Consider the following 21183-nt stretch of genomic DNA (forward strand, 5'->3'; position numbering starts at 1 on the left):
TTATTGTTCATTTCTACAAATAGCTGCTACGGATTAGTGTGTGACTGTTCGGTCTGCGGCAGCAGTTGCACACCCAGGTACAACGCGAGCATGCCGTCGAGGCGTAGCGGGTCAACGCCGCTGAGTTCGGCGATGCGCTCCATGCGGTAACGCAAGCTATTGCGGTGGATGCCCAACGCATCGGCACACGCCTGGCTTTGACCGTCGTGTTCGCACCAACTGCGCAATGTCGCCAACAGTTGGCCGTTACCGTCCTTGGCGATGACTTTGCGCAGAGGAGTGAGCAATTCGTCCAGCGCATCGTCATTGCGATGACGCCAGAGCATGACCGGCAGTCGATAGCGGTTCAGCGTCAGCAAACGGCTGTTGGGCAGCACGTCACGCCCATAGGCCAGCAAGTCGCCGACCCGCCGATAGCAACGGCGCAAGCCCTGTAATCCATCCGCCTGACCGCCAACAGCGATCCGCAGAATGTTCCAGCCCTGGCCTTCGAGTTTTTCCAGCAAGCGTTCGTTGTCCACTGCTTGCGTGGTCGGACGGCACCACAGCAGCGATGATTTGGCGGAACTCACGCACCAACTGTCGGGATAGCGTGAGATCAACCAGGCACTCAAGGCCTCGGCGGTTTGCCCGGCGCCATGCTCCAGACTCAGTTCAAACAAATAAGGGGTACGCGACAGTTGCGGTTTGAGGCCCATTTGCTGTGCTTCGTCGATCAGCCGTGGCGAATCTCCCGCCTCGCTGAGCAGCAACGCCAGCAGATCATCGCAACGCTGACGACGCCATTGCTGTTCGGCCTGTTGGTTGCGCTGGCCGACCAGCATCTCGGCAGTCATGCGCACCAGTTCCGCATAGGTACGCAGCTGCTCGGGCTCACCGGTAATGCCCAGCACGCCAATCAAACGCTGATCGAGCAGCAGCGGCAAATTGATCCCCGGCTGCACACCTTTGAGGTGCGCGGCGGTCTGCGCGTCGATTTCCACCACCCGCCCATTCGCCAGCACCAGCTGCGCACCTTCGTGCCGGGTGTTGATCCGTTCCGGCTCACCACTGCCGAGGATCAGCCCCTGGCTGTCCATGACGTTGACGTTGTACGGCAGGATGGCCATCGCCCGGTCGACGATATCCTGCGCCAGGTCGTGATCAAGTTCGAACATGCGGGGTAATCCTTGAAAACGTGCGGTGATTGATTGTTCACCCGCACAGGCTGTTGGCGCAAACCCTGTGCTCAGGCACAAAGACATCCGCTCAGGGGTGACCGAGACTCTTCAGGCGACCAACGTTACCCTTGCCTCGCAAAAAATCATAATAAAGAGAGACCCGCCATGTCACAGAGCGCCGCTGCCACCCTGGCCACCGATGACGATAAAAACGCCGTCTACAAGCGCGTTACCCTGCGCCTGATCCCCTTCATCTTCATCTGCTACCTGTTCAACTACCTCGACCGGGTCAACGTTGGATTTGCCAAACTGCAGATGCTCGACGCGCTGAAATTCAGCGAAACCGTGTATGGCCTCGGGGCCGGAATATTCTTTATCGGCTACGTGCTGTGCGGCGTTCCGAGCAACCTGGCGCTGACCCGATTCGGCCCACGGCGCTGGATCGCGGTGATGATGGTCACCTGGGGCGCGCTGTCGACCTGCCTGCTGTTCGTCACTACACCGACCGGGTTCTACACCCTGCGCCTGTTCACTGGCGCCGCCGAAGCCGGGTTCTTCCCAGGCGTGGTGCTGTACCTTTCGCAGTGGTTCCCGACGTTCCGCCGTGGCCGCATCATGGCGTTGTTCATGTCGGCGATCCCGGTGTCAGGCCTGCTCGGCAGCCCGTTCTCTGGCTGGATCCTCAACCACTTCGCCGCCGGTCAAGGTGGCCTCGCCGGCTGGCAGTGGATGTTCCTGCTGCAAGGCATTCCGACCATCACCCTCGGCGCCCTGGCGTTCTTCCTGCTCAGCGACAACTTCGCCAGTGCCAAATGGCTCAAGCCGCAAGAGCGTGCTGTGCTTGAAGCCGATCAAGCCATTGATTGGGCCAACAAACCGAAAACCACCACCGACTCACTGCTGGCGGTATTCAAAAACCCGGCGATCTGGGCGTTCGGGCTGATCTACTTCTGTATTCAAAGCGGCGTTTACGCGATCAACTTCTGGCTGCCATCGATCATCAAGAACCTCGGTTTCGCCGATAATCTGGTGATCGGTTGGCTCAGTGCAATTCCGTACTTGCTGGCGGCAGTGTTCATGTTGATGGTGGGTCGCTCGGCCGATCTGCATAAAGAACGCCGCTGGCATTTGGTGGTACCGATGTTGATGGGCGCGGCAGGTCTGTTGATCGCCGTGAACTTTGCCGCCAACCCGGCTATTGCGATTCTTGGCCTGACCATCGCCACCATGGGCGCCCTTACCGGCCTGCCGATGTTCTGGCCGGTACCGACCGCGATGCTCAGCGCCGGCGCTGCCGCCGGTGGCCTGGCATTGATCAACTCCATGGGGCAGATGGCCGGTTTCCTCAGCCCGTACCTGGTGGGTTGGGTCAAGGACAGCACCGGCTCGACCGATGCGGCGTTGTACCTGCTGGCGGGTGTGATTGTCAGCGGTAGTTTGCTGGCGCTGCGGATGACCCGCACACTGCGGACTTGATCACTGCCAATCTTCCAATGTGGGAGCGAGCCTGCTCGCGATGGCGGCATGACAGTCAACATTGATGTTGAATGTAAAGCAGCTATCGCGAGCAGGCTCGCTCCCACACTGATTTCAGTATTGACCGGATAATTCCGTTTGCCCCGTACGGTTGTTCTGGTATTTGATTGAGCCTTTCCCACCGGCAAAAGGATTTCGCACATGACCTACCGCACACTGGGCCACTCCGGACTGCAAGTGTCCACGTTGACCCTGGGCACCATGATGTTTGGCGAACAGACCCGCACCGAAGATTCGCTGCGGATCATCGAAAAGGCCTGGGATCAGGGCGTCAACTTCATCGACACGGCGGATGTATACACAGGCGGTCGCTCCGAGGAAATCGTCGGTGAAGCCATTGCCAGTCACCGCCATGAATGGGTGGTGGCGTCCAAGGTCGGTTTCGGTCCGGTCGACGGTGTGCCTAATCGCAGCGGGCTGAGCCGCAAGCATCTCTTCAATGGTATCGATGCCAGCCTGGCCCGCTTGGGCACCGACTATCTGGACATCTATTACCTGCACCGCGAAGACCACAACACGCCGCTGGAAGTCACGGTGTCGGCCATCGGCGACCTGATTCGCCAAGGCAAGATCCGTTACTGGGGCCTATCCAACTACCGTGGCTGGCGCATCGCTGAGGTAATCCGCGTTGCCGAGCGACTCGGTGTCGACAAACCGGTGATCAGCCAGCCGCTGTACAACATCGTCAACCGCCAGGCCGAAACCGAACAAATCACTGCGGCCAGCGCTTACGGCCTCGGCGTGGTGCCTTACAGCCCGTTGGCCCGTGGTGTGTTGAGCGGAAAATACGCGCCGGACGTTACCCCGGATGCCAACAGCCGCGCCGGGCGGCAAGACAAGCGCATTCTGGAAACCGAATGGCGGGTCGAGTCACTGCGCATTGCCCAGCAGATTCAGACGTACACCCAGGCGCGCGGCGTCGGCATCGTCGAGTTCGCCATCGCCTGGGTCTTGAACAACTCAGCGGTCAGCTCGGCCATCGTCGGCCCCCGCACCGAAGAACAATGGGACGCCTACACCAAGGCCCAGTCGGTGAAGATCACCGCTGAAGACGAAGCGTTCATTGATTCGCTGGTGACGCCGGGGCACTCATCGACGCCCGGGTTCAATGACGTGAGCCATTTCGTCTCGGGGCGTAAACCACGTTCCAACTAAATAAACACATACTCATGTGGGAGCGAGCCTGCTCGCGATAGCGGTCTTCCAGCCAACATCAATGTTGCATGTGAAGGCGCCATCGCGAGCAGGCTCGCTCCCACAGTAGGCATATGTTGATAGGTCGGACAATATTTAGCTCCAATACCACGTATCCTCTGCACCCGCTTCACGCTCACATCAAGTCTCGCGAGGACAGTTTGTCTAAAGGTATTGCTCTATCGGTGTCAGCCTCGGTGCTGTTCGCCGTCATGTATTTCTACACCTCGTTGCTGTCGCCCCTGAGCGGCGTGGAAATCTTCGGCTGGCGGATGCTCCTGACCGTACCGTGCATGACCGTGTTCATGCTGGTTTCCGGCGAATGGAAGCGCGTGGTCGAACTCCTCCGTCGGGTCGGTAGTAAACCGGCATTGTTGGGCGGTCTGCTGTTGTCTTCGGCATTGCTGGGCGTGCAACTGTGGTTGTTCATGTGGGCACCGCTGAACGGCCACAGCCTCGACGTTTCGCTGGGCTACTTCCTGCTGCCGCTGACCATGGTGCTGACCGGACGCATCGCCTACGGCGAACAGCTCTCATACCTGCAAAAGATCGCCGCGTTTTTCGCCACCCTCGGTGTGCTCAATGAGCTGTATCAGGTGGGCAGTTTTTCCTGGGCGACCCTGCTGGTGGCCATCGGTTATCCGACCTATTTCGTGCTGCGCCGACGTCTGGCGGCGGACAACCTCGGTGGTTTGTGGCTGGACATGGCGCTGCTGCTGCCGGTGGCCTACTGGTTCGTGCACAGCGGTGAACAGGGCTTCGCCGTATTCGATCAGCATCCATGGTTGTCGCTATTGACCCCGCTGCTTGGGGTGATCAGTGCTTCGGCCCTGGTGGTGTACATCATCGCCAGCCGGTTGTTGCCATTCAGCCTGTTCGGGCTGTTGAGCTATGTCGAACCGGTACTGCTGCTAGGCGTTGCATTGCTGCTGGGAGAAAGCATCAAGGCCGGAGAATGGCTGACCTACATCCCGATCTGGTTGGCGGTACTGGTGCTGGTGTTTGAAGGGTTCAAGCATCTGGTCAGGCAGCGAAAGAAGTCGGTATAAAAATCAAAAAGAAGCCGGTCAGACATTACGTCTGACCTAATATTTTCACGTGCGAGCCTCATTGGCCAAGATTGAGCACGACTTTGCCACGTGTATGCCCGGCCATACTTTTTTCTACGGCCTGCTTCACCTGCGAGATCGGAAACACTTCGACCTCTACAGAGAGTTGACCGGCATCGAACATCTCGGCGATGGCCGTGAGTTGCCTGCCATCCGGCCGAGTGGCGAAATTTTTCGCTGAAACGCCGTGCACCGTCGCCAACGCCGCGTCCGGCGCGCTGACCGGCGACACCAGGACCCCGCCCCGCTTCAATACCTTCCAGGAGCGTAGCTGGGTTTCGCCGCCAATCAGGTCAAGCACGATATCCGCATCCGCCACCACATCCTCGAAGGCCTGGCTACGGTAGTCGATCACCTGATTCGAGCCGATTTTTTTCAGGTAGCCATGGTTGCCGATCGAAGCGGTGGCAATGACCGTGGCGCCGGCATGTCTGGCTATCTGCACGGCCATGCTGCCGACTCCGCCGGCGGCACCGTGAATCAGTACTCGCTGACCCGCCTTGATGCCCGCATGCTCATGCAACGCTTGCCAGGCCGTCAGTGCCGCCACTGCCACACCGCTGGCCTGCAGGGCAGAAAGGCTGCGCGGCCGGTGCGCCAGGCGATCAGCTGATACCACAGCCTTTGTGGCATAGCCACCGACGAGGCCAATAAATCCAAATACCTTATCGCCGACAGCAAAACCACTCACCCCCTTGCCGATCGCGGCAATCGTGCCGGCCACTTCGACGCCCGGCGTGTAGGGCAACGGCAACGGGATGAAGGCTTTCATGGAACCCGAAAGAATCTTCCAGTCGATCGGGTTGACCGCTGCACCCTCCACGTCGATCAGCACCTCGCCCTCGCCCGCAAGCGGGTCGGCGACGTCTTCCAGGCGCAGCACATCTGGGCTGCCGTATTCATGCACACGTATGGTTTTCATGGGGAATCCTCGGATTATTTCAAAAGATGAAACCAGGAGGCGCCGCAAACGTTCATCCACTGCGGCGCCATTGGCTCAGCGACGACGGGCATCGAGGCTGAAGCGACCGGCGCCGAACGCGACGATCTGCAACAGGCCACCCGCCATGGCGATGTTCTTGAAGAAGTGGATGAACTGGTTCTGGTCGCCCAGACTGTTATGGAATGCCAGCGCGGTGACCACGCTGAACAGGGCCAGCACCAGCGCCACGGTACGGGTGCGGTAGCCAGCGATCAGCGCAACGCCGCCACCGATTTCGATGATGATAGCCAACGCTAGAGCGAGTTGCGGGAACGGCAAACCAACCGAACCGATGTAGCCGATCATCATCGCCGGGGCGCTCAGTTTGGAGATGCCCGAGAGGACGAAAATGGCGCTGAGAAACACACGACCGACCAGAGCCGCCGTGTCGGTGGTAGCGACAGAGCTGGACAGTTCATGGGTGTCGCGGGAGGTAGTAGCGGTAGATTGAGACATGAGATGTTCTTCCATCAAATAGGGCACATCCACCATGGAGCGCCGCATGGAAGAAACTCTGCCACCGACTCTACAATCGTAATAGCCGACTAATTTCGACGATTACGTTCTAGTTTTTCGAAATGGGTTCACGTCCTACTCATCGGGTTCTTGCGGCACTACTGCACGTGAAATCAACATAAATGCCCCGCAAGCGTTCAAGGAAATCGAAATGATCTCAGACCCAGGCACCCCCACTCTCGATCAACTGCGTGTATTCCTGACAGTGGTCGAGGTCGGCAGTTTTGCGGCCGCCGCAAGAAAACTGCACCGAGCCACTTCAGTCATCAGCTATTCGATTGCAAATCTTGAGATGCAACTCGGCGTGGCGCTTTTTGACCGACAAACGACTCGTAAACCCCAGCTCACCGATGCCGGCCGCACCGTTCTGGCCGAAGCCAGAACCATCGCCAATGGTATTCATGGATTACGCGCCAAAGTAAAAGGCCTGCTTCAGGGTCTCGAAGCCGAAGTTCATGTCGTACTTGATGTCATGCTTCCAGCTGAGCGCGTGGTGGACGCACTCAAATCATTTCGAGAGGCCTTTCCTACGGTTGCACTCCACTTGCATATGGAGGCTCTCGGCGCAGTCACTGAACTGGTGATCAACGGCGGCGCGTCAGTCGGCGTCAGTGGCCCGATGAATGAGGGGATTGATGGTATTGAAAGAATTGGGGTCGGCAGTGTTGAGCTGATTCCGGTTGCAGCCCCGAATCATCCACTGGCTTCAAGCGCGTCGAATACGCCAGGTGCTGGGCGTGAGTTCATCCAGCTTGTGCTGTCCGACCGCTCGCGCCTGACAAAAGACAAGGATTTCGCAGTCCTCAGTACCCGCACGTGGCGGCTGGCGGATCTGGGGGCTAAACACATGTTGCTACGTGAAGGCATTGGCTGGGGGAACATGCCGATCTCGATGGTCCGGGAAGATTTGGATACTGGCCGACTCGTACACCTGCAAATGCCGGAATACAAAAGCGGGATCTATACTTTCGACGCTATCTATCGCACTGATCTGCCGCCAGGACCCGCCGCAAGGTGGTTGATTGATCGGTTCGTTCAACAAAGCTCAGAGGTCGATGCGCCAGCGCTTCGAAAGCACGAGGAGCATTTGCATCACTGACCGTAGATCTTCCATCTTTTCTATTTTTTAGAACCTGGACTTCGATTTTAACCTGGTTTTTCTGAACAGAAATCTATGGGAGATTCTCATTAATCGCGGCATACAGCCGTGACATGACGAAGGAATTTCTCCCATGGCTAAAGTTCTCGTTCTCTATTACTCATCCTATGGCCACATTGAGACCATGGCACAGGCCGTGGCAGAAGGCGCCCGCCAAACTGGGGCACACGTCGATGTAAAACGTGTTCCAGAAACCGTTCCGGAAGAAGTTGCCAAAGGGGCGTATTTCAAACTGGATCAGGCAGCACCTGTTGCCAGCATCGCCGACCTGGAAAACTACGATGCAATCATTGTCGGTACAGGTACCCGATTTGGTCGGATGAGCAGCCAAATGGCCGCCTTCCTGGACCAGGCCGGTGGACTCTGGCTCCGTGGTGCATTGCATGGAAAAGTGGGTGGCGCGTTCACGTCCTCCGCCACTCAACATGGCGGCCAGGAAACCACGCTGTTCTCGATCATTACCAACCTCTTCCATTTCGGCATGATCGTCGTTGGCCTGCCCTACAGCCACCAAGGGCAAATGAACATGACGGAAATTGTTGGCGGTGCACCCTACGGCGCAACGACGATCGCCGGGGGCGATGGTTCACGCCAGCCGAGTGAAATCGACTTGGCCGGTGCTCGCCACCAGGGTGAATTGATTGCGAAAACAGCGGCTAAACTTTTCGACTAAGCCGTTAACGGCAGCCGGTGCAAACCGGCTGCCAAACCATGGAGGTAAAAGATGAACAACGCCCAGGAACTGCTGATGGCGCATTTCGACACCTTTGTCGTCGACCATGGAAAATGGAAATCGATCATCTCGGACGAGCTTGTTTGGGAACTACCCTACGCACCCGGGCTCGGACACCCAGCCAAATTGACAGGGCGTGATGAGGTACTACGTCATGTCGACTGGTTTATCGGGGCCGTTGAGGATTTTCGCTATTTTGATCTCCATATCAGCGCTTTTGCAGATTCGTCCATGGCTGTCGCTGAAGTGAAAGCTGAAGCTCGGATCAAGACGACAGGTCGAATCTACAAGCAGGACTACGTTTTGTTCGCGCGGGTGGAAAATGGAAAACTCACATTTATCCGCGAGTACTTTGACCCTATTCGAGCGGCTCATGCGATGGATGCAGAAATCAAGCAATCGACAACCTGAGCCTTGGATATTGAGTTTGGGTCAAGCGCTTAGATGCTTGAGCGTGGTTGAGATTGCCGCTGTCATCAAAGGATACCGGCAGGCCGCGCGCCTGGCCATAGAGGCCGGTTTCGACGGTGTCGAGTTGCATGCCGCTTCGGGGTAGCGGCCGGTGGTCGTTGCCTTTCGCTTGTCACCGACGTTTAGCTAAGCTGAATAAATCAGGGTGAACCGGAACCTGAGTGATAGCGGTCATCAGCGGATCTGGCTTGGCGTCAAGACGGTACTCCCAAAGGAGACGACTATGTATGCAGTTATAAGAACCTACTTGGGTACTGGAGCAAAGCAGCTTTTCAAGCTTCTAGAAGAGCGCAATGCCGACGTCGAAGCTACCCTGCGGAAAGTGCCTGGCCTCGTAAGCTACACACTGCTCAATACGGGTGATGGCGGTACGGCGGTGACTGTTTGCACGGACAAGGTCGGCACCGATGCGAGCTTGAAAGTCGCGCGCGACTGGATTCAGAAAAATGCCTCGAATATCCACACAAACCCGCCGATCGTAACGGAAGGTCCGGTCATTGTGCAGATCAAATAGCGCGCCCCTCGATTGATCTCACGACACTATCGCTGTCGCAAGTTTTGTATGTTTGCTTGGCAGATGTGCGTGGCCCCATGACCTGGGTCGCGGTGGGTGCCGATCCTGCAAGGTGACTGGCGCAACTCCACGGGCTAAGCACTGGGCCGGATCATGGGCAAACACCTGCCCTTCTACAGCACCTACGAAAAAGCCCGGCTAAACCGGGCTTTTTCACGTCAGAGCGCACTCGCCAACAGGCTGAGCACTGCGCTTACTGAACGTTTTTCAGCTTGACCACATCACCGGAGATCTTGGTGGTGTAACCGGTCAGGACCCACGCCCAGAACCAGTTTTCCTGCACCTGGGTGTTGATCATTGCATCGCCACCCTTGGCCTTGATCGCCGCGTCTTGAGCACGAATAAAACGGTTGTTCTGCTGAATCGGGATGCAGCCAAACAGCAGGAGGCCAGTGGCGCTCGCTTCACTGTGACCCAGAACGGTGTACTGGCTGCTGTCATACTGCTGGGTCTTCATCGAGGTGCCGGTGCAACCCGCCAAAACCAGGCCGAACAGGGCAACGGCAACCACTTTGCTGAGGTGTTTCACTGATGTAACTCCATGAGAAAAGCCCGGGATCCATCTCTCGAGCGGCGCACACTTTAACGGACGAGATGGCAAATTGGTATCACCTTTGAAATCAGCTAACCCGCTCGTCACCTGTGATAAAAATACCGTCCCTGCTTCTGGAGCCCGCCATGGACCCGATATGGCTACCGCACGTCCTGTGTGGCCGGGCTTGGGCGTTTGCTGGCGTTCGCCGGGATGATTGCGTTGGCCTGAGCTGGGCTGGCGGTGTCGATACGGCTGACCGAGTTGACAAGAAGCGTCGCAAGTATCTAGACCGCTACCACCAACACAAACCCGCGACTGCACTGCAAGGTCTCTATCGACGAAAACTACCACCACCACCACCACCACCACCACCACCACCACCACCACGCTCGGTCTGGGTGTGGCGTCGGCTCTGGGCTGCGCCTCGCTGTCGATTCTGCATGTCCTTGTTCAACTCACTCACTGGCACCTGTCCGCTGGGTCTGTTATAGCCGCCCGCAGGATTTTGTGGATTGCCCGCACTGGGTCTGTTCGGAGTCGATGGCGTCGGACGCTGCTGTTGACTGCTCTGCGTTCTTTGCTGAGCGGTCGCAGCATTACCGGTCTGGGTAGTGGTGGGTCGTAGTTGTTGAGGGCTCTGTGCTCTTTGTTGGGCGGTGGTGGAGCTGGCCGTCTGACTTCCGGTCGGGCGCGATTGTTGAACACTCTGCGCTGTCGGTTGCGTGCCCTTTGGCGTGGGCTTGTTGATCGATGACCATGAGCCATTGTCGTATTTCTGCCAACTACCATTGGTGTTCTTGTAAACACTGCCGTCACGCCCGGCGTACATGTCGCCATTCGCGGTTTTGCCCGCCGCCGCGCGGCCGTTGACGCTCGTGCTGGCAATGGCTTTGCCGCCTGCCGAATTCTGATACGTACCGATCGACCCCGTGGCCGTCGTCGTATGCTGCGTCGCCGCCCACTGGTTGCCCTTCGTGACGACAGAACTTCCCCACTGGCCGTACGCGTTCGAGCCTTGGCGCGTCGCCGCATAGGCGCCGGTATAGGGATTGTAGGCCTGCGCCACACTGGCGCTGCCGTACCGCCCGGAAGCTGTCGCGCCGCGTGCATAGGTACCGGTGTTCGGGTTGTACGATGCGCCCCATTGCGCGCTGCCGTTCGGTCCGTAAGCGCCTCTTCTCACACCACTGGCGCCCGTATAAGGGTTGTACGTGTGATAGCCGTAGGGCACCGGGCGTGGATAGTAAACCGGATAACGTCCTGGTCCCCGACCGATATAGGGCGGATAGTAATACCCGTTGCCGTTCGCAATGATCGCGCCAACCACCGCACCGGCGATAAATGCGCCGACATACCCCGCCGTGTAGCTTGCCTGCACGCTGCCGCTGGGGGTGACCTGTTGCGTGACATAGGTCACGTTATAGACGGGTGAACTGGGCGGGATCGTATAGATGACCGGGGGTACAGTCGTGGTAGTTTGCCAGGGGCCGGCGGGTGACGAAGCATCGAACCACACGCCTTTCGTGCAGACATAGTAACGATTGTCCGCCTTGATCACTTTGTCAGGCGTGTTCGTTGCGTACGAGAGCGCAGTGCCTTCAATCGGCTGGAACTCGGGTTCGCCGTTGTACGCAACCTTGACCTCGCCCGCCGCCGCAGCGGGGTCCACCTCAACGGTTGTCGGGATCTGTGCGAGCAGAACAGCATCTGCGGCTTCCGGTGTCCCGGGTACGGAACCGAGGACCCAGGCGGCCGCGCTGTCACGCGGAATCTTAGCGAAATCAGGCGGTAACTGATTCGTCGCGAACGTCCACGGTCCGCCAAGTGCGGGCGCAGAAAACCACCGGCCGCCCGTCAGATAGTAGAAAGTCCTGGTCGGTGAAAAGACAAACACATCACTCTCGGTATTCTTGGCGAAGACCAGCCCGGTCCCGGGAATCGGTGCATAGACCGGCTGCCCGTCGAAGGCAATCAGCTCAGCGGGGGCACTGCTGAAGAACACTCCTGACGCCTTGGTTTTTTGCCCTTTAGGTGGCGGAATGTAAGGCTTCAAGTCTGCCCAAGTGGGATCGGCAGGAACCTTGGACATCGTGGCGGGAAGCGCTTTCGTTTCTGCCCATCCGCTTTTCAGATCGGTCGATGTCATCCATGACTGCCCGGTGAACAGGTAGTACTGGTGGCTGGGGTTGTCGGCAAACAGCGGCCAGTTGGCATTGACCACGAATGAAAGGTCTGAATTCTGAATCGGCGCGAGTGTCGGTTCGCCGTCCACAAACAGCAGGATCGCCGGCCCGTAACTCACGAAGATCGCCGGCGGATCGTTCTTGACCTCTGCAACCGGAGGCGTTTTTTTGCTCTCCACGCTCGCGACCAGGCGGTCGACTGACAGGGTCAGCGAAGCCTGCGGATTGAGAAAATTGCGCACAAGCTGATCCAGCTTTTGGCTCGTTGCCTGGTCCGCACCGGGGAACGCGGTACTGACAATCTGCGGGTTGCTTAACAATGCGTTGCGACTGTCTATATCCACATCGGTATGCGTTTGCAACGTGACCACGCCTACCTGTGGCTTGCCTCCAGGCGGGATGATGCTGATCGCCATACGACCGGTCAGTTGCTTGAAATCCGTCCAGTCGTCGATCTGTGGCTGGTAATAGGTAAGGGTCGTACCGTCCCGGACAACTTCACGCGGCCAACCGGGGTCCAGTGTCGCAGCGCGGATCGGCTGGATGGCAAACAATGCCAATGCCAGTGTGAAGACTCGGATGGGCCGACTTGACGTTGCCATGTTTCGCTCCTGACCCGCCTCAATGACACTACCGCTGCGCGGCGAGCCCCATGGACGGAAGGCGATTCAACAGACACTGGGATGATCCTGGCGTTCGGGTCGCTATCGCCGTCAGGTATGCGGATTTATAACGATAGTTGAGTACAGCGCGCATGCAAGATACCGGGCAGTGATCGGGCGTTGTGAGCTTCGATCACCGCTGACCGGTGCAAGACTATCGAGGGCGACACGATGGTGTTGGCCGACTTCGCCAAGCCGCTGGCCATTCCGTTGTGCGATGCCTGCGACGTGATGGATGTGATCGGCAGACACCTGCGGGAGAGGCTTCGAGAGGAAGGCATCGCTGGAGGAAAACCGGATATATGCGGTACTTCGACAACGACTAAGCTCTTGAGATTGCCCCTCGCCTCCCAAGGAGATCTCTGTGAGCACCGCTTCCCTGTCCGAACTCGATGCCGCTCTGCCCGGCCTGGCCCGCAAGATCCGCGTGCTGGAAGCCCTGTCCTGGCCGGATGGCGTCGAGGAAGTATTCCTGGCACGTTGGCGCGCCGGGCGAGCAGAACTGCCCAAGGTCGAGCTACGTCCGCGCGAACACAGCGCCGATATCGCCGCCCTGGAAACATTTACCGGCCGTTGCGACGAGGGGCATCCGGCCGGGCGCTACCTCGCCATGACGGCACGCAGCTATGCCACGGCCGGGCGCATGCTGGGCGCCATTGGCACACCGGCCTTCACCCAGTACTCGTCAGCGCTGTACCGGCGCCCGGATTTTTACTACCCAAGCCAGAAACTGAGCATGCTGGACGCGGCGCATTTTTTCCTCAAGACCACCGACGCCCTTCTGGGCGGAGCCCGAATTCCACCGAGCCTGGCCGAGATCCCGGCCGAGGCTTTTGCCGCCTGGATGCAGCCGGAACTGGACTGCTTCTTCGGCCCGGGACGGATCACGGTGGAGCTCGATCCGACCCTGGCCGCCAAGGCCATCGCCGGCGCGAGCCGCATCCGCCTGCGTGCCAGCGCCCTGTTCTCCGAACTGGACAAGGGCCAGCTATTGCAGCATGAGGCCTTCGTGCATGTTGCTACGGCACAAAACGGCGCGCTCCAACCCAACCTGAAAAGCCTGGGCCTGGGTGCGCCACGCACGACCCAGACTCAGGAGGGCATCGCCACTCTGGCCGAGCTGTTCACCGGCAGCATGGACATCAACCGCCTGCGCCGCCTCGCCTTGCGCGTGCTCGCGGTCCAGCAAGCGCTGGATGGCGCCGATTTCATCCAGGTATTCGAAGGTTTTCTCGCTGCCGGTCAGTCGCAGGAGGAGTCCTTCCGCTCGACCCAACGGGTATTCCGCGGCGCCGACCTGCGCGGCGGTTCGGCGTTCACCAAGGATGCGGCCTACCTGACCGGTTTGCTCGGTGTCCATACCCTGTTGCGCATCGCAATCCGCGACAACCGGCCGGAACTGGTGGGCCATCTGTTCGCCGGGCGCCTCAGTCTGGGGGATACCGTACGCCTGGCGCCGCTGTTCGAGTCCGGCTGGTTGCACAAGCCGGTCCATCTTCCGGCCTGGGCCGCCGATATGCGTCGACTCGCCGCCAACCTGGCCTTCTCCACCTTTATCGCCCAGATCAAGCTGGATGTGCTCGACCTGGACGTGCTCATGGCTTTCGCAGACGAACATGAGACTGATGCCAGTGCCTGAACCCCACTGGTGAACGACTGCACCTCAACGCCTTTACCGCGCATTGGCGTTTCGAGACGACAAGCTGAAGAGAGATTACGAGAGTGCGGTGGCCATAGCTTGTGGCTTTCTCTGGTTACCCATTTGGAACGTCAACAGGCCTTAGTGCATCTGAATCCACTGGCGGTACTTCGGACGGCGAGCGCACCTGAATGATCAGCAATGCGGCAATTACCGCCGGAATTGCGCAGAGGAAAAAGATCTGCTGCACCGGGATGTGCATAGCCAATAGCATACTGCCGAACAACGGGCCGAGAATCGAACCGAACCGTCCAACGCCCAACGCCCAACCCGTGCCGGTGGCACGAACATGAGCCGGGTAAAAGTTACTGGCAAAGGCGTTGAGGGTCAGCTGCCCGCCGATAATACAAAACCCGGCAGCGAACACAAACGCCACCAAGTAACGCGGATTGTCGTGGTTCAGGCCCAGCAGAATGGTGCAGACCGCTGCCGCCGCCAGCACCGCTGACAGCAGGCGAACCTTGCGCTTGAGACGGTCGGCGAACCACGCCATGCCGATCGCTCCGAGGGTGCCAGCGAACAGGAACATCGAGGTCACAAGGTTGGCTTCATTGAGCGTCAAGCCACTTTCCAGCAAAAGCGTTGGCAGCCAGCTAATCATGAAATACAACAGGATCAGACTGACGAAAAAGGTCGACCAGATCAGTAGCGTAGGCCGTGCATAACCGTTGCGAAACAACTCGACGACTGTCAGCTTGCTGCCCTGTTCCTGTTCATTCTGTTGAACCGAAGCCGCCGGTGGCTGCCAGTCCGGCAGCATGTGCGCAGTGACTTTGAGCAGCCGTGCATAAGGGGGTTGATCGCGTAGCAAGCGCGGCAGGGATTCGGGGAGGAGCCAGGCCAGAAATGGGAACAGCAGCAATGGAGTGATACCACCCGCGAGGAACACCGCTTGCCAGCCAAAACTGTCGATGAAGCCAGCCGCCACAAAGCCACCTGCGGCGCCGCCAAACGAGAAACCGCAAGCGGCGAGGGTCACCATCAACGTGCGCAGCCTCGGTGGCGAATACTCGGACATCAGTGCCATCGCACTGGGCATCGCTCCGCCCATGCCGATGCCGCATATGAACCGTGCGACCATCAGGGTGTTTAGGGAGTCCGCAAATACCATCAGCACCGTCAGACTGGCGTAGATCAACACGCAGCCCAGCAGAATCCGTCGCACGCCAAACCGATCAGCCAACGGTGTGACCGCCAGCGAGCCGAGGGTCAGGCCCAACAGGTTGGCGCTGAATACTGGACCGAACGCGGCTTTTTCCAAGCCCCAGTCCTGCGCCAACGCGGGCACTACATAACCCAAAACTTGTGCGTCATAGCCGTCGGTCACCAGCAATAACGCCAGAAGCAAAAGGAGCAGCCACTGATAACGCGATACCGGACGGGCGTCGAGTGCAGCTCGGAAGCTGGCAAGCTGATTGTGCATTCAAGGTACCTGTATTGTTTTTATGGTTATGTGCAGCAACAACGGCGCCCATCATTCCGACGAGCATTTCGCATTCGCTGCACTCTCAAACCGTGCGACTGCGCAGAGTTCAGTGGAGAGGCGCAATCGTCCCAGCTTCGACTTCAGCCATCACTTGCTATCGACAATGAAGAACCCTCGCTCCTTGGAGCGATTGGGCGTTACTTCATCCAGCGGACCTCCGGCTAATTACCGTTCCCGCTTGACTCACACCTAATGATTCGCCGTATATCCAAGTACGCCGGGGCTTAGCTGCTGAGTTTGCTCCAGAAACCTGACTGATGAGCCCGGACCAGTGCCCCTGAATCGAGGTTCATGGCACCTCCAAAATAGAGAGTAGGCAGTGGCTCACGGCTCTTTTCCAGAAATTCTGACACTACCAGTGTTAATTTTCGTAATCAGATTACGCATACCGTAATTTCATTACCACTGACCGTCAAGCCATGAAAAACGCCCAATTGTTTCGAAAGGTACGTGTCGTTAAGCGTACCCAAATGATCCCTGGATACCGAAGATGCACATCATTCGCTTGAGGTTATAGGCCAGCACATGAAGGCTCATTTCAGTGCTCACCCTCAGCAGGGTTTTGGTCAGAAAGGGTGGTGTCCATCCAGTATTTGAGTGTCCCAAAAGGATGCTCGACGGTCTGCCGGCGGACTTTCATTTTCCCGGGATCATGTTCCAACCGTTCGATTCGTGTGAGATAGGTATTTCATCGCAGACGTAAGTCTTTTTCAGATGGTATGGACGCCTCCCCCCCGATAGCCGGCTCTTCTGCCGCAGCGCACAGCGCATATGACAACCTGTCATAGCTAAATCCCTACCACACGTAACTGCCACGACTGTTTTCTAAAAAATTAACTTTCCAACAGCGCCGGCTCGCTACGTATGGAGCGGTAAAGGAGAGGATATCTTGAACAAGATACAGCGAGCCCGTGAGGCAATACGCAATTAACTTTTGGTTAATCAGTGGCCACCAGAATGACTGGCAGGACTAACGGCTGACGCAAGGTGCGCTGCCATTCTGATCACTACTTAAGGGCTCTATGATGACTATTCGTAAACTTGCCTTGATTCCTCTCTTCTGTCTTATGTCTGCCACCGCATTTGCCGAAGGTGGTGCGGATCGGTTGAAAGAGTGGCATGCAAAGTTTGCCCAGCGCCAGGAACAAGCAAATGGCCAGCTGGAACTGGCTCAGCAGAAAACCGACGACACGCAAAACAAAACTTTAAATCCGGGCAACACAACAACGGCACAAGATCCCACCGCTGCCATATCTGAACTAGCTCAGCCATAACGGCGACTTTCAAACCGCCAGGCCATCACATTGATTGCCTGGCACTGACTGGAGACCACTGATGACACTGCAACTTTGATTCTAAATCGGCTGACCGCTATGGGTCGACTGCAGCCCTTGGCGACTGGCAGAAATCGACCCTTTGCCGTCGGTCATGCTTCCCGGAAGCTGTCGTTCAACGCCGAGCTAACAGGCCGCAACCTATGCCGCGCAGCGGCAGTCTTCGGTTGCGGTCCGGGTTGAGGGAAGGGTTAGACCTCAGTTGGCCGCGCATGATGATTTGGACTTTGGCTTACGCCTCCGTCGCCGACGGCCAGCCGACCCGTGCCGCACTACGAAGATTGGACTGAACGACTAAGCGATGAAACGGGGCAATGAGAAAAATATAGAGACGACCTAAGCGATTGTGGCAATGAACAACGGTCGACAGAATCAAGTGACGTTTAGCTCCCGGCGACGACTGACCGGAACACAGAACAGAGAGCCTGAAGTCCAGGTGCTTGTCGTCTTCTCCAAGAACAACTTCAGTTGGACTTGTGCTGTAGATCTTAAAGATGCCGAGTCGGCCCGCTCCGCTCTCCGCATCCAGTGATGCGAGATGCTTAGCTGTCTTGAGGCCGAAACCGGCTACGAGCGCGTCTCGAACCGTCAGGAGGCTGCTGACCCAAGGCGCTTGGTGAGCGAAGATGAACCTCGCCAACAATTCGGGATTGGTTGACGCTCCGGTGGGAAGCTCGATCGAGTAAGCGTCGGCGAGATTCATCGATGCGTAGGCTTTAGCAATCGCCGACTCCGGAGGAAGCGACACAGAAGTTGCGTGATGGTGTTCGGTTGACATGTATGCGGCCTATGGTTCGTTTCTGAGGTCTAACGCCGAGCTGACCGGCACGCTTCGTGACGGCGTCGAGTGACAAGTTAAATTGGGGTCTGAACTGCATAGACGACGAATTCTTCTCCACTCAAGTCGATAGTCTTTTTCCACACGTGCTTTCGATTCGGCACTTCTGAAAACTCGCCTCGATATGCTTTCTGTGACAGTTCACCTTTTAATGCCGGAGTAAGACCTGACAAGGCATTTGGCGGTAAATTTCCAGACCAACTCGAAACAACCCTTTGAAATTGCTGTAGCTACCCTGCGCAGCATACGTTGAGCCTTTAAAAGCGACGATGTCTGTGTAGAGCGGCATATTGAAATTTAACTGTACATTTCACAGGCTTGACCTGTCCATCATGCACGGATCGCTGATCGGATGACAAGCCGCTTGGGGCTTAGCGTGCGGGAGATCGGCCGATTTAACAGGAAACATAAAAATCCGAGTAAGACAGACACCTTTGGCGCCAGTCCATGTCGCGACGGTGTATGTGAAGATTGCATCATCAGCAACAAATCTGCATTTGGAAGAACTCGAACGGCAGTTATCTGAGAAATTGCTAGATGGCAGCTTCTGGCCGATAACGGGCGTTCACGACTGACTGCTTTCGGCCAAAACCTGCCGGTCGGAATGTCCATCAAGTTGCCCGATAGCGGCCGTTGGAGGCTTGCTTTGTGGGTGCTGGCGACAGCGCGCGAAAGGCAGATCCCTGCGTCAGCTCGGTTCGGCTAACGCCATCCGCTTGCGCCAGCTTATCCAGCCGACTACAAGTGACAATGTCGCCACGACGAGTGGTGGCACAGCGTGCCCGTATTCGCCGTGGATGATGACGGTCGCGAGGGCGGCAAACATGACAGTACAGCCGAGCGCCGAACCTAACAGGCGACTCGGCGCCCGGAAAAGCAGAATGGCAGCAGTGAGTTCCAGCGATCCGGTCACGAAATGGAACCAGCGCGGGTACCCCCATTTCAGGTATTCCTCGTAGATAGATCCCGGGGCGAAGATGTTGCTGAGTGAGCCCACGACGAAGAAAGCGGCAAGAGCTAAGGGTAAGACTTGGCGCCAGGAGATTTTAGACATTTGTCCGACCTTAGATGATGAGTTTGCTGCCGAGGAATGGTGTGACTGCCTGACCGACAAGCTGGCTGATTTCCGACGAATGCCGCGGCTGGAAAAGGTGATCTACGAGACCCGTCCTCATCACAGGAGGACGGGTGTCCGCTTCAACCAGGTGTTAGTCGCCAGTTGCTCCACCACGAACCGAGCGACATCCGCGCGTGCTATTTTCCCGCCGTTGACGCCGGCGAGGTCGGTAACGGCCCTGAAACTTCCGCGAGCTGAGTCGTTGGTGAGCATGGCGGGCCGAACTATGACCCAATCTAGTGAGCTGGCGCGGATCGCGGCTTCCTGACGCCCCTTGTCCTTGTAGGCATGGCGAAGCAGCAAGGGCATGAAGAGCCGGTCGAATACGAAGCCGCCGTGACCGCGGCTGTCTCCGACCCCCAGGGCGGAGATGCAGACCAGACGGCGGACACCACTGCGCCTCATCGCCGAGACCAGCGCGTGTGTCGCTTCGGTCAGCAGGCTGACCTCGCTGAAAGGGCTAAGGCCGGTCCCCAGCAAGCTGACGACAGCATCGCAGCCGTCCAAGGCGCGCATGAGGGCGCCTTCGTCGCGAGCATCGCCCTCGATGATGCCTGCTCCCGGGAGATCGGGCGCGCGCGCCTTCGAGCGAATCAGCGCCACTACGGAATGTCCCTTCTCCAAGGCGTCGTGAACGATCAGCCGTCCGGTTCCGCCAGTTGCACCCAAAACAAGAACCTTCATATTCGACCTCGATCTTTGTTGGTATGAACGCCGCAGTTCACAGGGAAACGGGCTGTTTCGGCCTCTCTGCCAGAATCGCGATGGGGATGCGAATTTCCGGAGTAGGTTCCGAAAGTCTCATTCCACCGCTGATCCGCGGACCTACGCTGTAGCGGCCTTCTGGGCCGCCGCGAAGACATCGCGGGCGGACGTCGCGCCCGGGACGTGCTCCGTACCCTCGACCCCGAGGTCCATCCAGCCTGAGTTGACGGCGTCAAACATCGCTTCGGCCGGTCCCGTCTGGCCCTTCGGAATGCCGAACTGCTCGAACGCCGCCGGCCACCCGGCCCGCGGGATAGCAAAAGCTTTGACGTCGACCTTCAAGACCTCACCCAATTGTGTCGCTACTTCATCCGCGCTGACCATCGAACCGAGCTCGATGACACGATGCTCCAACCATGCCGGCCCGGTCAGAAGCGCTGCGATCTCGGCGCCGATATCATTGGTCGCGACCATGGTCGATTTCCGATCTGTCGGGTTGTAGTAGACGGGGAGCGTGCCACCCTGGGCAACATGTAAGCCGTAGAGGAAGCTTTCGAAAAACCCGCCGGCGCGCACATAGGCAATCGGCAATTTCAGGTCGCGAAATCCTTGCTCCAGAAGCGACAGGGCCGTGATCATCCCCAGCACGCTGGTTCTGTTCGCACCCATTGATGAGAGTGCTACCACCCGCGGCGGTGCTGCCTGGGCAAGCGCACCGACGTAGTTTGCAATCACAGCCTTCGCTTCTTTGTAATCAGGCGAAGGCGCCCATTCAGCTGGCAACATGACAAACGCGCCTTCGACATCTCTAAGCGCCATCTCAATGGCTGCCGAATCATTCCAGTCGCCGTCTACCAGTTGCACGCCTTCGTCGGCCCACTTCGCCGCCTTTCCACGATTCCGGACGAGCGCGCGTACTTCTTTGCCTTGCGCTAACAGATGTTTTGCCGTTGCGCCGCCAACTTTTCCCGTAATTCCCATGACTAAAAACATGAGCGTTCTCCTGATCTTTAGGATTTTTGTACGTAAAGGCCAACTAACAGGCAGGAATTCCTACCGATACGCTTTAGTTGGAGTAAGTGATTCCAAACCATCGCCCCGCTCAATCGTCAGACGGCGAAGCCGCTCCAAGCGTGATCCGCCCGTATGCCGGAGCCAGTGACGAGAAAGCGGGCGGGAACAGATGGGGA

The 21183-nt window shown here is 57.9% G+C and carries 19 protein-coding genes and 3 pseudogenes; 11 read left to right on the plus strand and 11 right to left on the minus strand.

Features of this window, described 5'->3' with window-relative positions; all coding sequences use genetic code 11:
• Positions 1–26: 26 nt before the first annotated feature.
• Entirely contained in the window at positions 27–1157 is a 1131-nt protein-coding gene (locus NTD87_RS12735) for a sugar diacid recognition domain-containing protein (protein WP_262114294.1), read from the minus strand.
• Between the two features lie 168 nt (positions 1158–1325).
• Between NTD87_RS12735 and NTD87_RS12740 the strand changes: the two genes are divergently transcribed.
• The 3 genes from NTD87_RS12740 to rarD all read left to right on the plus strand — a co-directional run bounded on the left by NTD87_RS12740 (position 1326) and on the right by rarD (position 4939).
• Entirely contained in the window at positions 1326–2636 is a 1311-nt protein-coding gene (locus NTD87_RS12740) for an MFS transporter (RefSeq protein ID WP_262114295.1), read from the plus strand.
• 201 nt (positions 2637–2837) lie between these two features.
• Complete coding sequence (locus tag NTD87_RS12745) at positions 2838–3851, plus strand: aldo/keto reductase (RefSeq protein ID WP_262114296.1); 1014 nt, start codon at positions 2838–2840, stop codon at positions 3849–3851.
• Between the two features lie 200 nt (positions 3852–4051).
• Positions 4052–4939, plus strand: a complete 888-nt coding sequence (gene rarD / locus NTD87_RS12750) for an EamA family transporter RarD (protein ID WP_262114297.1) — start codon at positions 4052–4054, stop codon at positions 4937–4939.
• Between the two features lie 58 nt (positions 4940–4997).
• Here the strand turns inward: rarD and NTD87_RS12755 are convergent, their stop codons facing one another.
• Positions 4998–5921 carry an NADP-dependent oxidoreductase gene (locus NTD87_RS12755; RefSeq protein WP_262114298.1) on the minus strand — a complete coding sequence of 308 codons (924 nt, stop codon included), beginning with the start codon at positions 5919–5921 and terminating at the stop codon, positions 4998–5000.
• Between the two features lie 75 nt (positions 5922–5996).
• Positions 5997–6437, minus strand: a complete 441-nt coding sequence (locus tag NTD87_RS12760) for a DoxX family protein (protein WP_262114299.1) — start codon at positions 6435–6437, stop codon at positions 5997–5999.
• Positions 6438–6648: 211 nt separating this feature from the next.
• Here NTD87_RS12760 and NTD87_RS12765 point away from each other — a divergent pair, with 211 nt between their 5' ends.
• The 5 genes and pseudogenes from NTD87_RS12765 (at position 6649) to NTD87_RS12785 (ending at position 9374) form a co-directional block, all read left to right on the plus strand.
• Positions 6649–7596, plus strand: coding sequence for a LysR family transcriptional regulator (locus tag NTD87_RS12765; RefSeq protein WP_262114300.1), 948 nt, complete (start codon positions 6649–6651; stop codon positions 7594–7596).
• A gap of 133 nt (positions 7597–7729) precedes the next feature.
• Positions 7730–8329 carry an NAD(P)H:quinone oxidoreductase gene (gene wrbA, locus NTD87_RS12770; RefSeq protein WP_262114301.1) on the plus strand — a complete coding sequence of 200 codons (600 nt, stop codon included), beginning with the start codon at positions 7730–7732 and terminating at the stop codon, positions 8327–8329.
• Between the two features lie 51 nt (positions 8330–8380).
• Positions 8381–8800: a nuclear transport factor 2 family protein gene (locus NTD87_RS12775; protein WP_262114303.1), complete on the plus strand. Its 420-nt coding sequence runs from the start codon at positions 8381–8383 to the stop codon at positions 8798–8800.
• 37 nt (positions 8801–8837) lie between these two features.
• Positions 8838–8942 (plus strand): annotated as a pseudogene (locus NTD87_RS12780) (hypothetical protein); the annotation flags it as partial.
• Between the two features lie 141 nt (positions 8943–9083).
• Positions 9084–9374, plus strand: coding sequence for a hypothetical protein (locus tag NTD87_RS12785; protein WP_262114304.1), 291 nt, complete (start codon positions 9084–9086; stop codon positions 9372–9374).
• Positions 9375–9627: 253 nt separating this feature from the next.
• Here the strand turns inward: NTD87_RS12785 and NTD87_RS12790 are convergent, their stop codons facing one another.
• Complete coding sequence (locus NTD87_RS12790; protein WP_262114305.1) at positions 9628–9963, minus strand: hypothetical protein; 336 nt, start codon at positions 9961–9963, stop codon at positions 9628–9630.
• Between the two features lie 153 nt (positions 9964–10116).
• Here NTD87_RS12790 and NTD87_RS12795 point away from each other — a divergent pair.
• Positions 10117–10194, plus strand: a pseudogene (locus NTD87_RS12795) (LysE family translocator); the annotation flags it as partial.
• Positions 10195–10300: 106 nt separating this feature from the next.
• Here the strand turns inward: NTD87_RS12795 and NTD87_RS12800 are convergent.
• Positions 10301–12754 carry a hypothetical protein gene (locus NTD87_RS12800; protein WP_262114306.1) on the minus strand — a complete coding sequence of 818 codons (2454 nt, stop codon included), beginning with the start codon at positions 12752–12754 and terminating at the stop codon, positions 10301–10303.
• A 424-nt stretch (positions 12755–13178) separates the two neighbouring features.
• Between NTD87_RS12800 and NTD87_RS12805 the strand changes: the two genes are divergently transcribed.
• The gene (locus NTD87_RS12805) at positions 13179–14453 is read left to right on the plus strand and encodes a flavohemoglobin expression-modulating QEGLA motif protein (protein WP_262114307.1); all 1275 of its coding nucleotides are present in this window, start codon (positions 13179–13181) and stop codon (positions 14451–14453) included.
• Between the two features lie 115 nt (positions 14454–14568).
• On the opposite strand, the gene NTD87_RS12810 is transcribed toward NTD87_RS12805, so the two are convergent.
• Positions 14569–15936 (minus strand): MFS transporter, encoded by a 1368-nt coding sequence (locus tag NTD87_RS12810; RefSeq protein ID WP_262114308.1) that lies wholly within the window; start codon positions 15934–15936, stop codon positions 14569–14571.
• Between the two features lie 519 nt (positions 15937–16455).
• Positions 16456–16663, minus strand: a pseudogene (locus tag NTD87_RS12815) (transposase); the annotation flags it as partial.
• 361 nt (positions 16664–17024) lie between these two features.
• Between NTD87_RS12815 and NTD87_RS12820 the strand changes: the two are divergent.
• Positions 17025–17273, plus strand: a complete 249-nt coding sequence (locus NTD87_RS12820; protein ID WP_262114309.1) for a hypothetical protein — start codon at positions 17025–17027, stop codon at positions 17271–17273.
• Positions 17274–17565: 292 nt separating this feature from the next.
• Here NTD87_RS12820 and NTD87_RS12825 read toward each other — a convergent pair whose 3' ends face one another.
• The 4 genes from NTD87_RS12825 to NTD87_RS12840 all read right to left on the minus strand — a co-directional run bounded on the left by NTD87_RS12825 (position 17566) and on the right by NTD87_RS12840 (position 20986).
• Complete coding sequence (locus tag NTD87_RS12825; RefSeq protein ID WP_262114310.1) at positions 17566–18111, minus strand: DUF2867 domain-containing protein; 546 nt, start codon at positions 18109–18111, stop codon at positions 17566–17568.
• 748 nt (positions 18112–18859) lie between these two features.
• Positions 18860–19225 carry a DoxX family protein gene (locus tag NTD87_RS12830; RefSeq protein WP_262114311.1) on the minus strand — a complete coding sequence of 122 codons (366 nt, stop codon included), beginning with the start codon at positions 19223–19225 and terminating at the stop codon, positions 18860–18862.
• 120 nt (positions 19226–19345) lie between these two features.
• On the minus strand, positions 19346–19972 hold the full coding sequence (locus tag NTD87_RS12835) for an NAD(P)-dependent oxidoreductase (RefSeq protein WP_262114312.1): 627 nt from the start codon (positions 19970–19972) through the stop codon (positions 19346–19348).
• 141 nt (positions 19973–20113) lie between these two features.
• The gene (locus NTD87_RS12840; protein WP_262114313.1) at positions 20114–20986 is read right to left on the minus strand and encodes an NmrA family NAD(P)-binding protein; all 873 of its coding nucleotides are present in this window, start codon (positions 20984–20986) and stop codon (positions 20114–20116) included.
• Between the last annotated feature and the right edge of the window lie 197 nt (positions 20987–21183).

This window comes from Pseudomonas sp. 6D_7.1_Bac1 (assembly GCF_025465945.1).
In the GTDB taxonomy this organism is placed as follows: Bacteria; Pseudomonadota; Gammaproteobacteria; order Pseudomonadales; family Pseudomonadaceae; genus Aquipseudomonas.

What these genes read in the sequence shown, in the direction of transcription:
- NTD87_RS12740 (WP_262114295.1), top strand. Translation starts at nt 1,326, where the DNA reads ATGTCACAGAGCGCCGCTGCCACCCTGGCCACCGATGACGATAAAAAC.
- NTD87_RS12785 (WP_262114304.1), top strand. Translation starts at nt 9,084, where the DNA reads ATGTATGCAGTTATAAGAACCTACTTGGGTACTGGAGCAAAGCAGCTT.
- NTD87_RS12755 (WP_262114298.1), bottom strand. Translation starts at nt 5,921, where the DNA reads ATGAAAACCATACGTGTGCATGAATACGGCAGCCCAGATGTGCTGCGC.
- NTD87_RS12745 (WP_262114296.1), top strand. Translation starts at nt 2,838, where the DNA reads ATGACCTACCGCACACTGGGCCACTCCGGACTGCAAGTGTCCACGTTG.
- NTD87_RS12820 (WP_262114309.1), top strand. Translation starts at nt 17,025, where the DNA reads ATGACTATTCGTAAACTTGCCTTGATTCCTCTCTTCTGTCTTATGTCT.
- NTD87_RS12810 (WP_262114308.1), bottom strand. Translation starts at nt 15,936, where the DNA reads ATGCACAATCAGCTTGCCAGCTTCCGAGCTGCACTCGACGCCCGTCCG.
- NTD87_RS12760 (WP_262114299.1), bottom strand. Translation starts at nt 6,437, where the DNA reads ATGTCTCAATCTACCGCTACTACCTCCCGCGACACCCATGAACTGTCC.
- wrbA (WP_262114301.1), top strand. Translation starts at nt 7,730, where the DNA reads ATGGCTAAAGTTCTCGTTCTCTATTACTCATCCTATGGCCACATTGAG.
- NTD87_RS12800 (WP_262114306.1), bottom strand. Translation starts at nt 12,754, where the DNA reads ATGGCAACGTCAAGTCGGCCCATCCGAGTCTTCACACTGGCATTGGCA.
- NTD87_RS12835 (WP_262114312.1), bottom strand. Translation starts at nt 19,972, where the DNA reads ATGAAGGTTCTTGTTTTGGGTGCAACTGGCGGAACCGGACGGCTGATC.
- NTD87_RS12825 (WP_262114310.1), bottom strand. Translation starts at nt 18,111, where the DNA reads ATGTCAACCGAACACCATCACGCAACTTCTGTGTCGCTTCCTCCGGAG.
- NTD87_RS12840 (WP_262114313.1), bottom strand. Translation starts at nt 20,986, where the DNA reads ATGTTTTTAGTCATGGGAATTACGGGAAAAGTTGGCGGCGCAACGGCA.
- NTD87_RS12830 (WP_262114311.1), bottom strand. Translation starts at nt 19,225, where the DNA reads ATGTCTAAAATCTCCTGGCGCCAAGTCTTACCCTTAGCTCTTGCCGCT.
- NTD87_RS12735 (WP_262114294.1), bottom strand. Translation starts at nt 1,157, where the DNA reads ATGTTCGAACTTGATCACGACCTGGCGCAGGATATCGTCGACCGGGCG.
- NTD87_RS12775 (WP_262114303.1), top strand. Translation starts at nt 8,381, where the DNA reads ATGAACAACGCCCAGGAACTGCTGATGGCGCATTTCGACACCTTTGTC.
- NTD87_RS12765 (WP_262114300.1), top strand. Translation starts at nt 6,649, where the DNA reads ATGATCTCAGACCCAGGCACCCCCACTCTCGATCAACTGCGTGTATTC.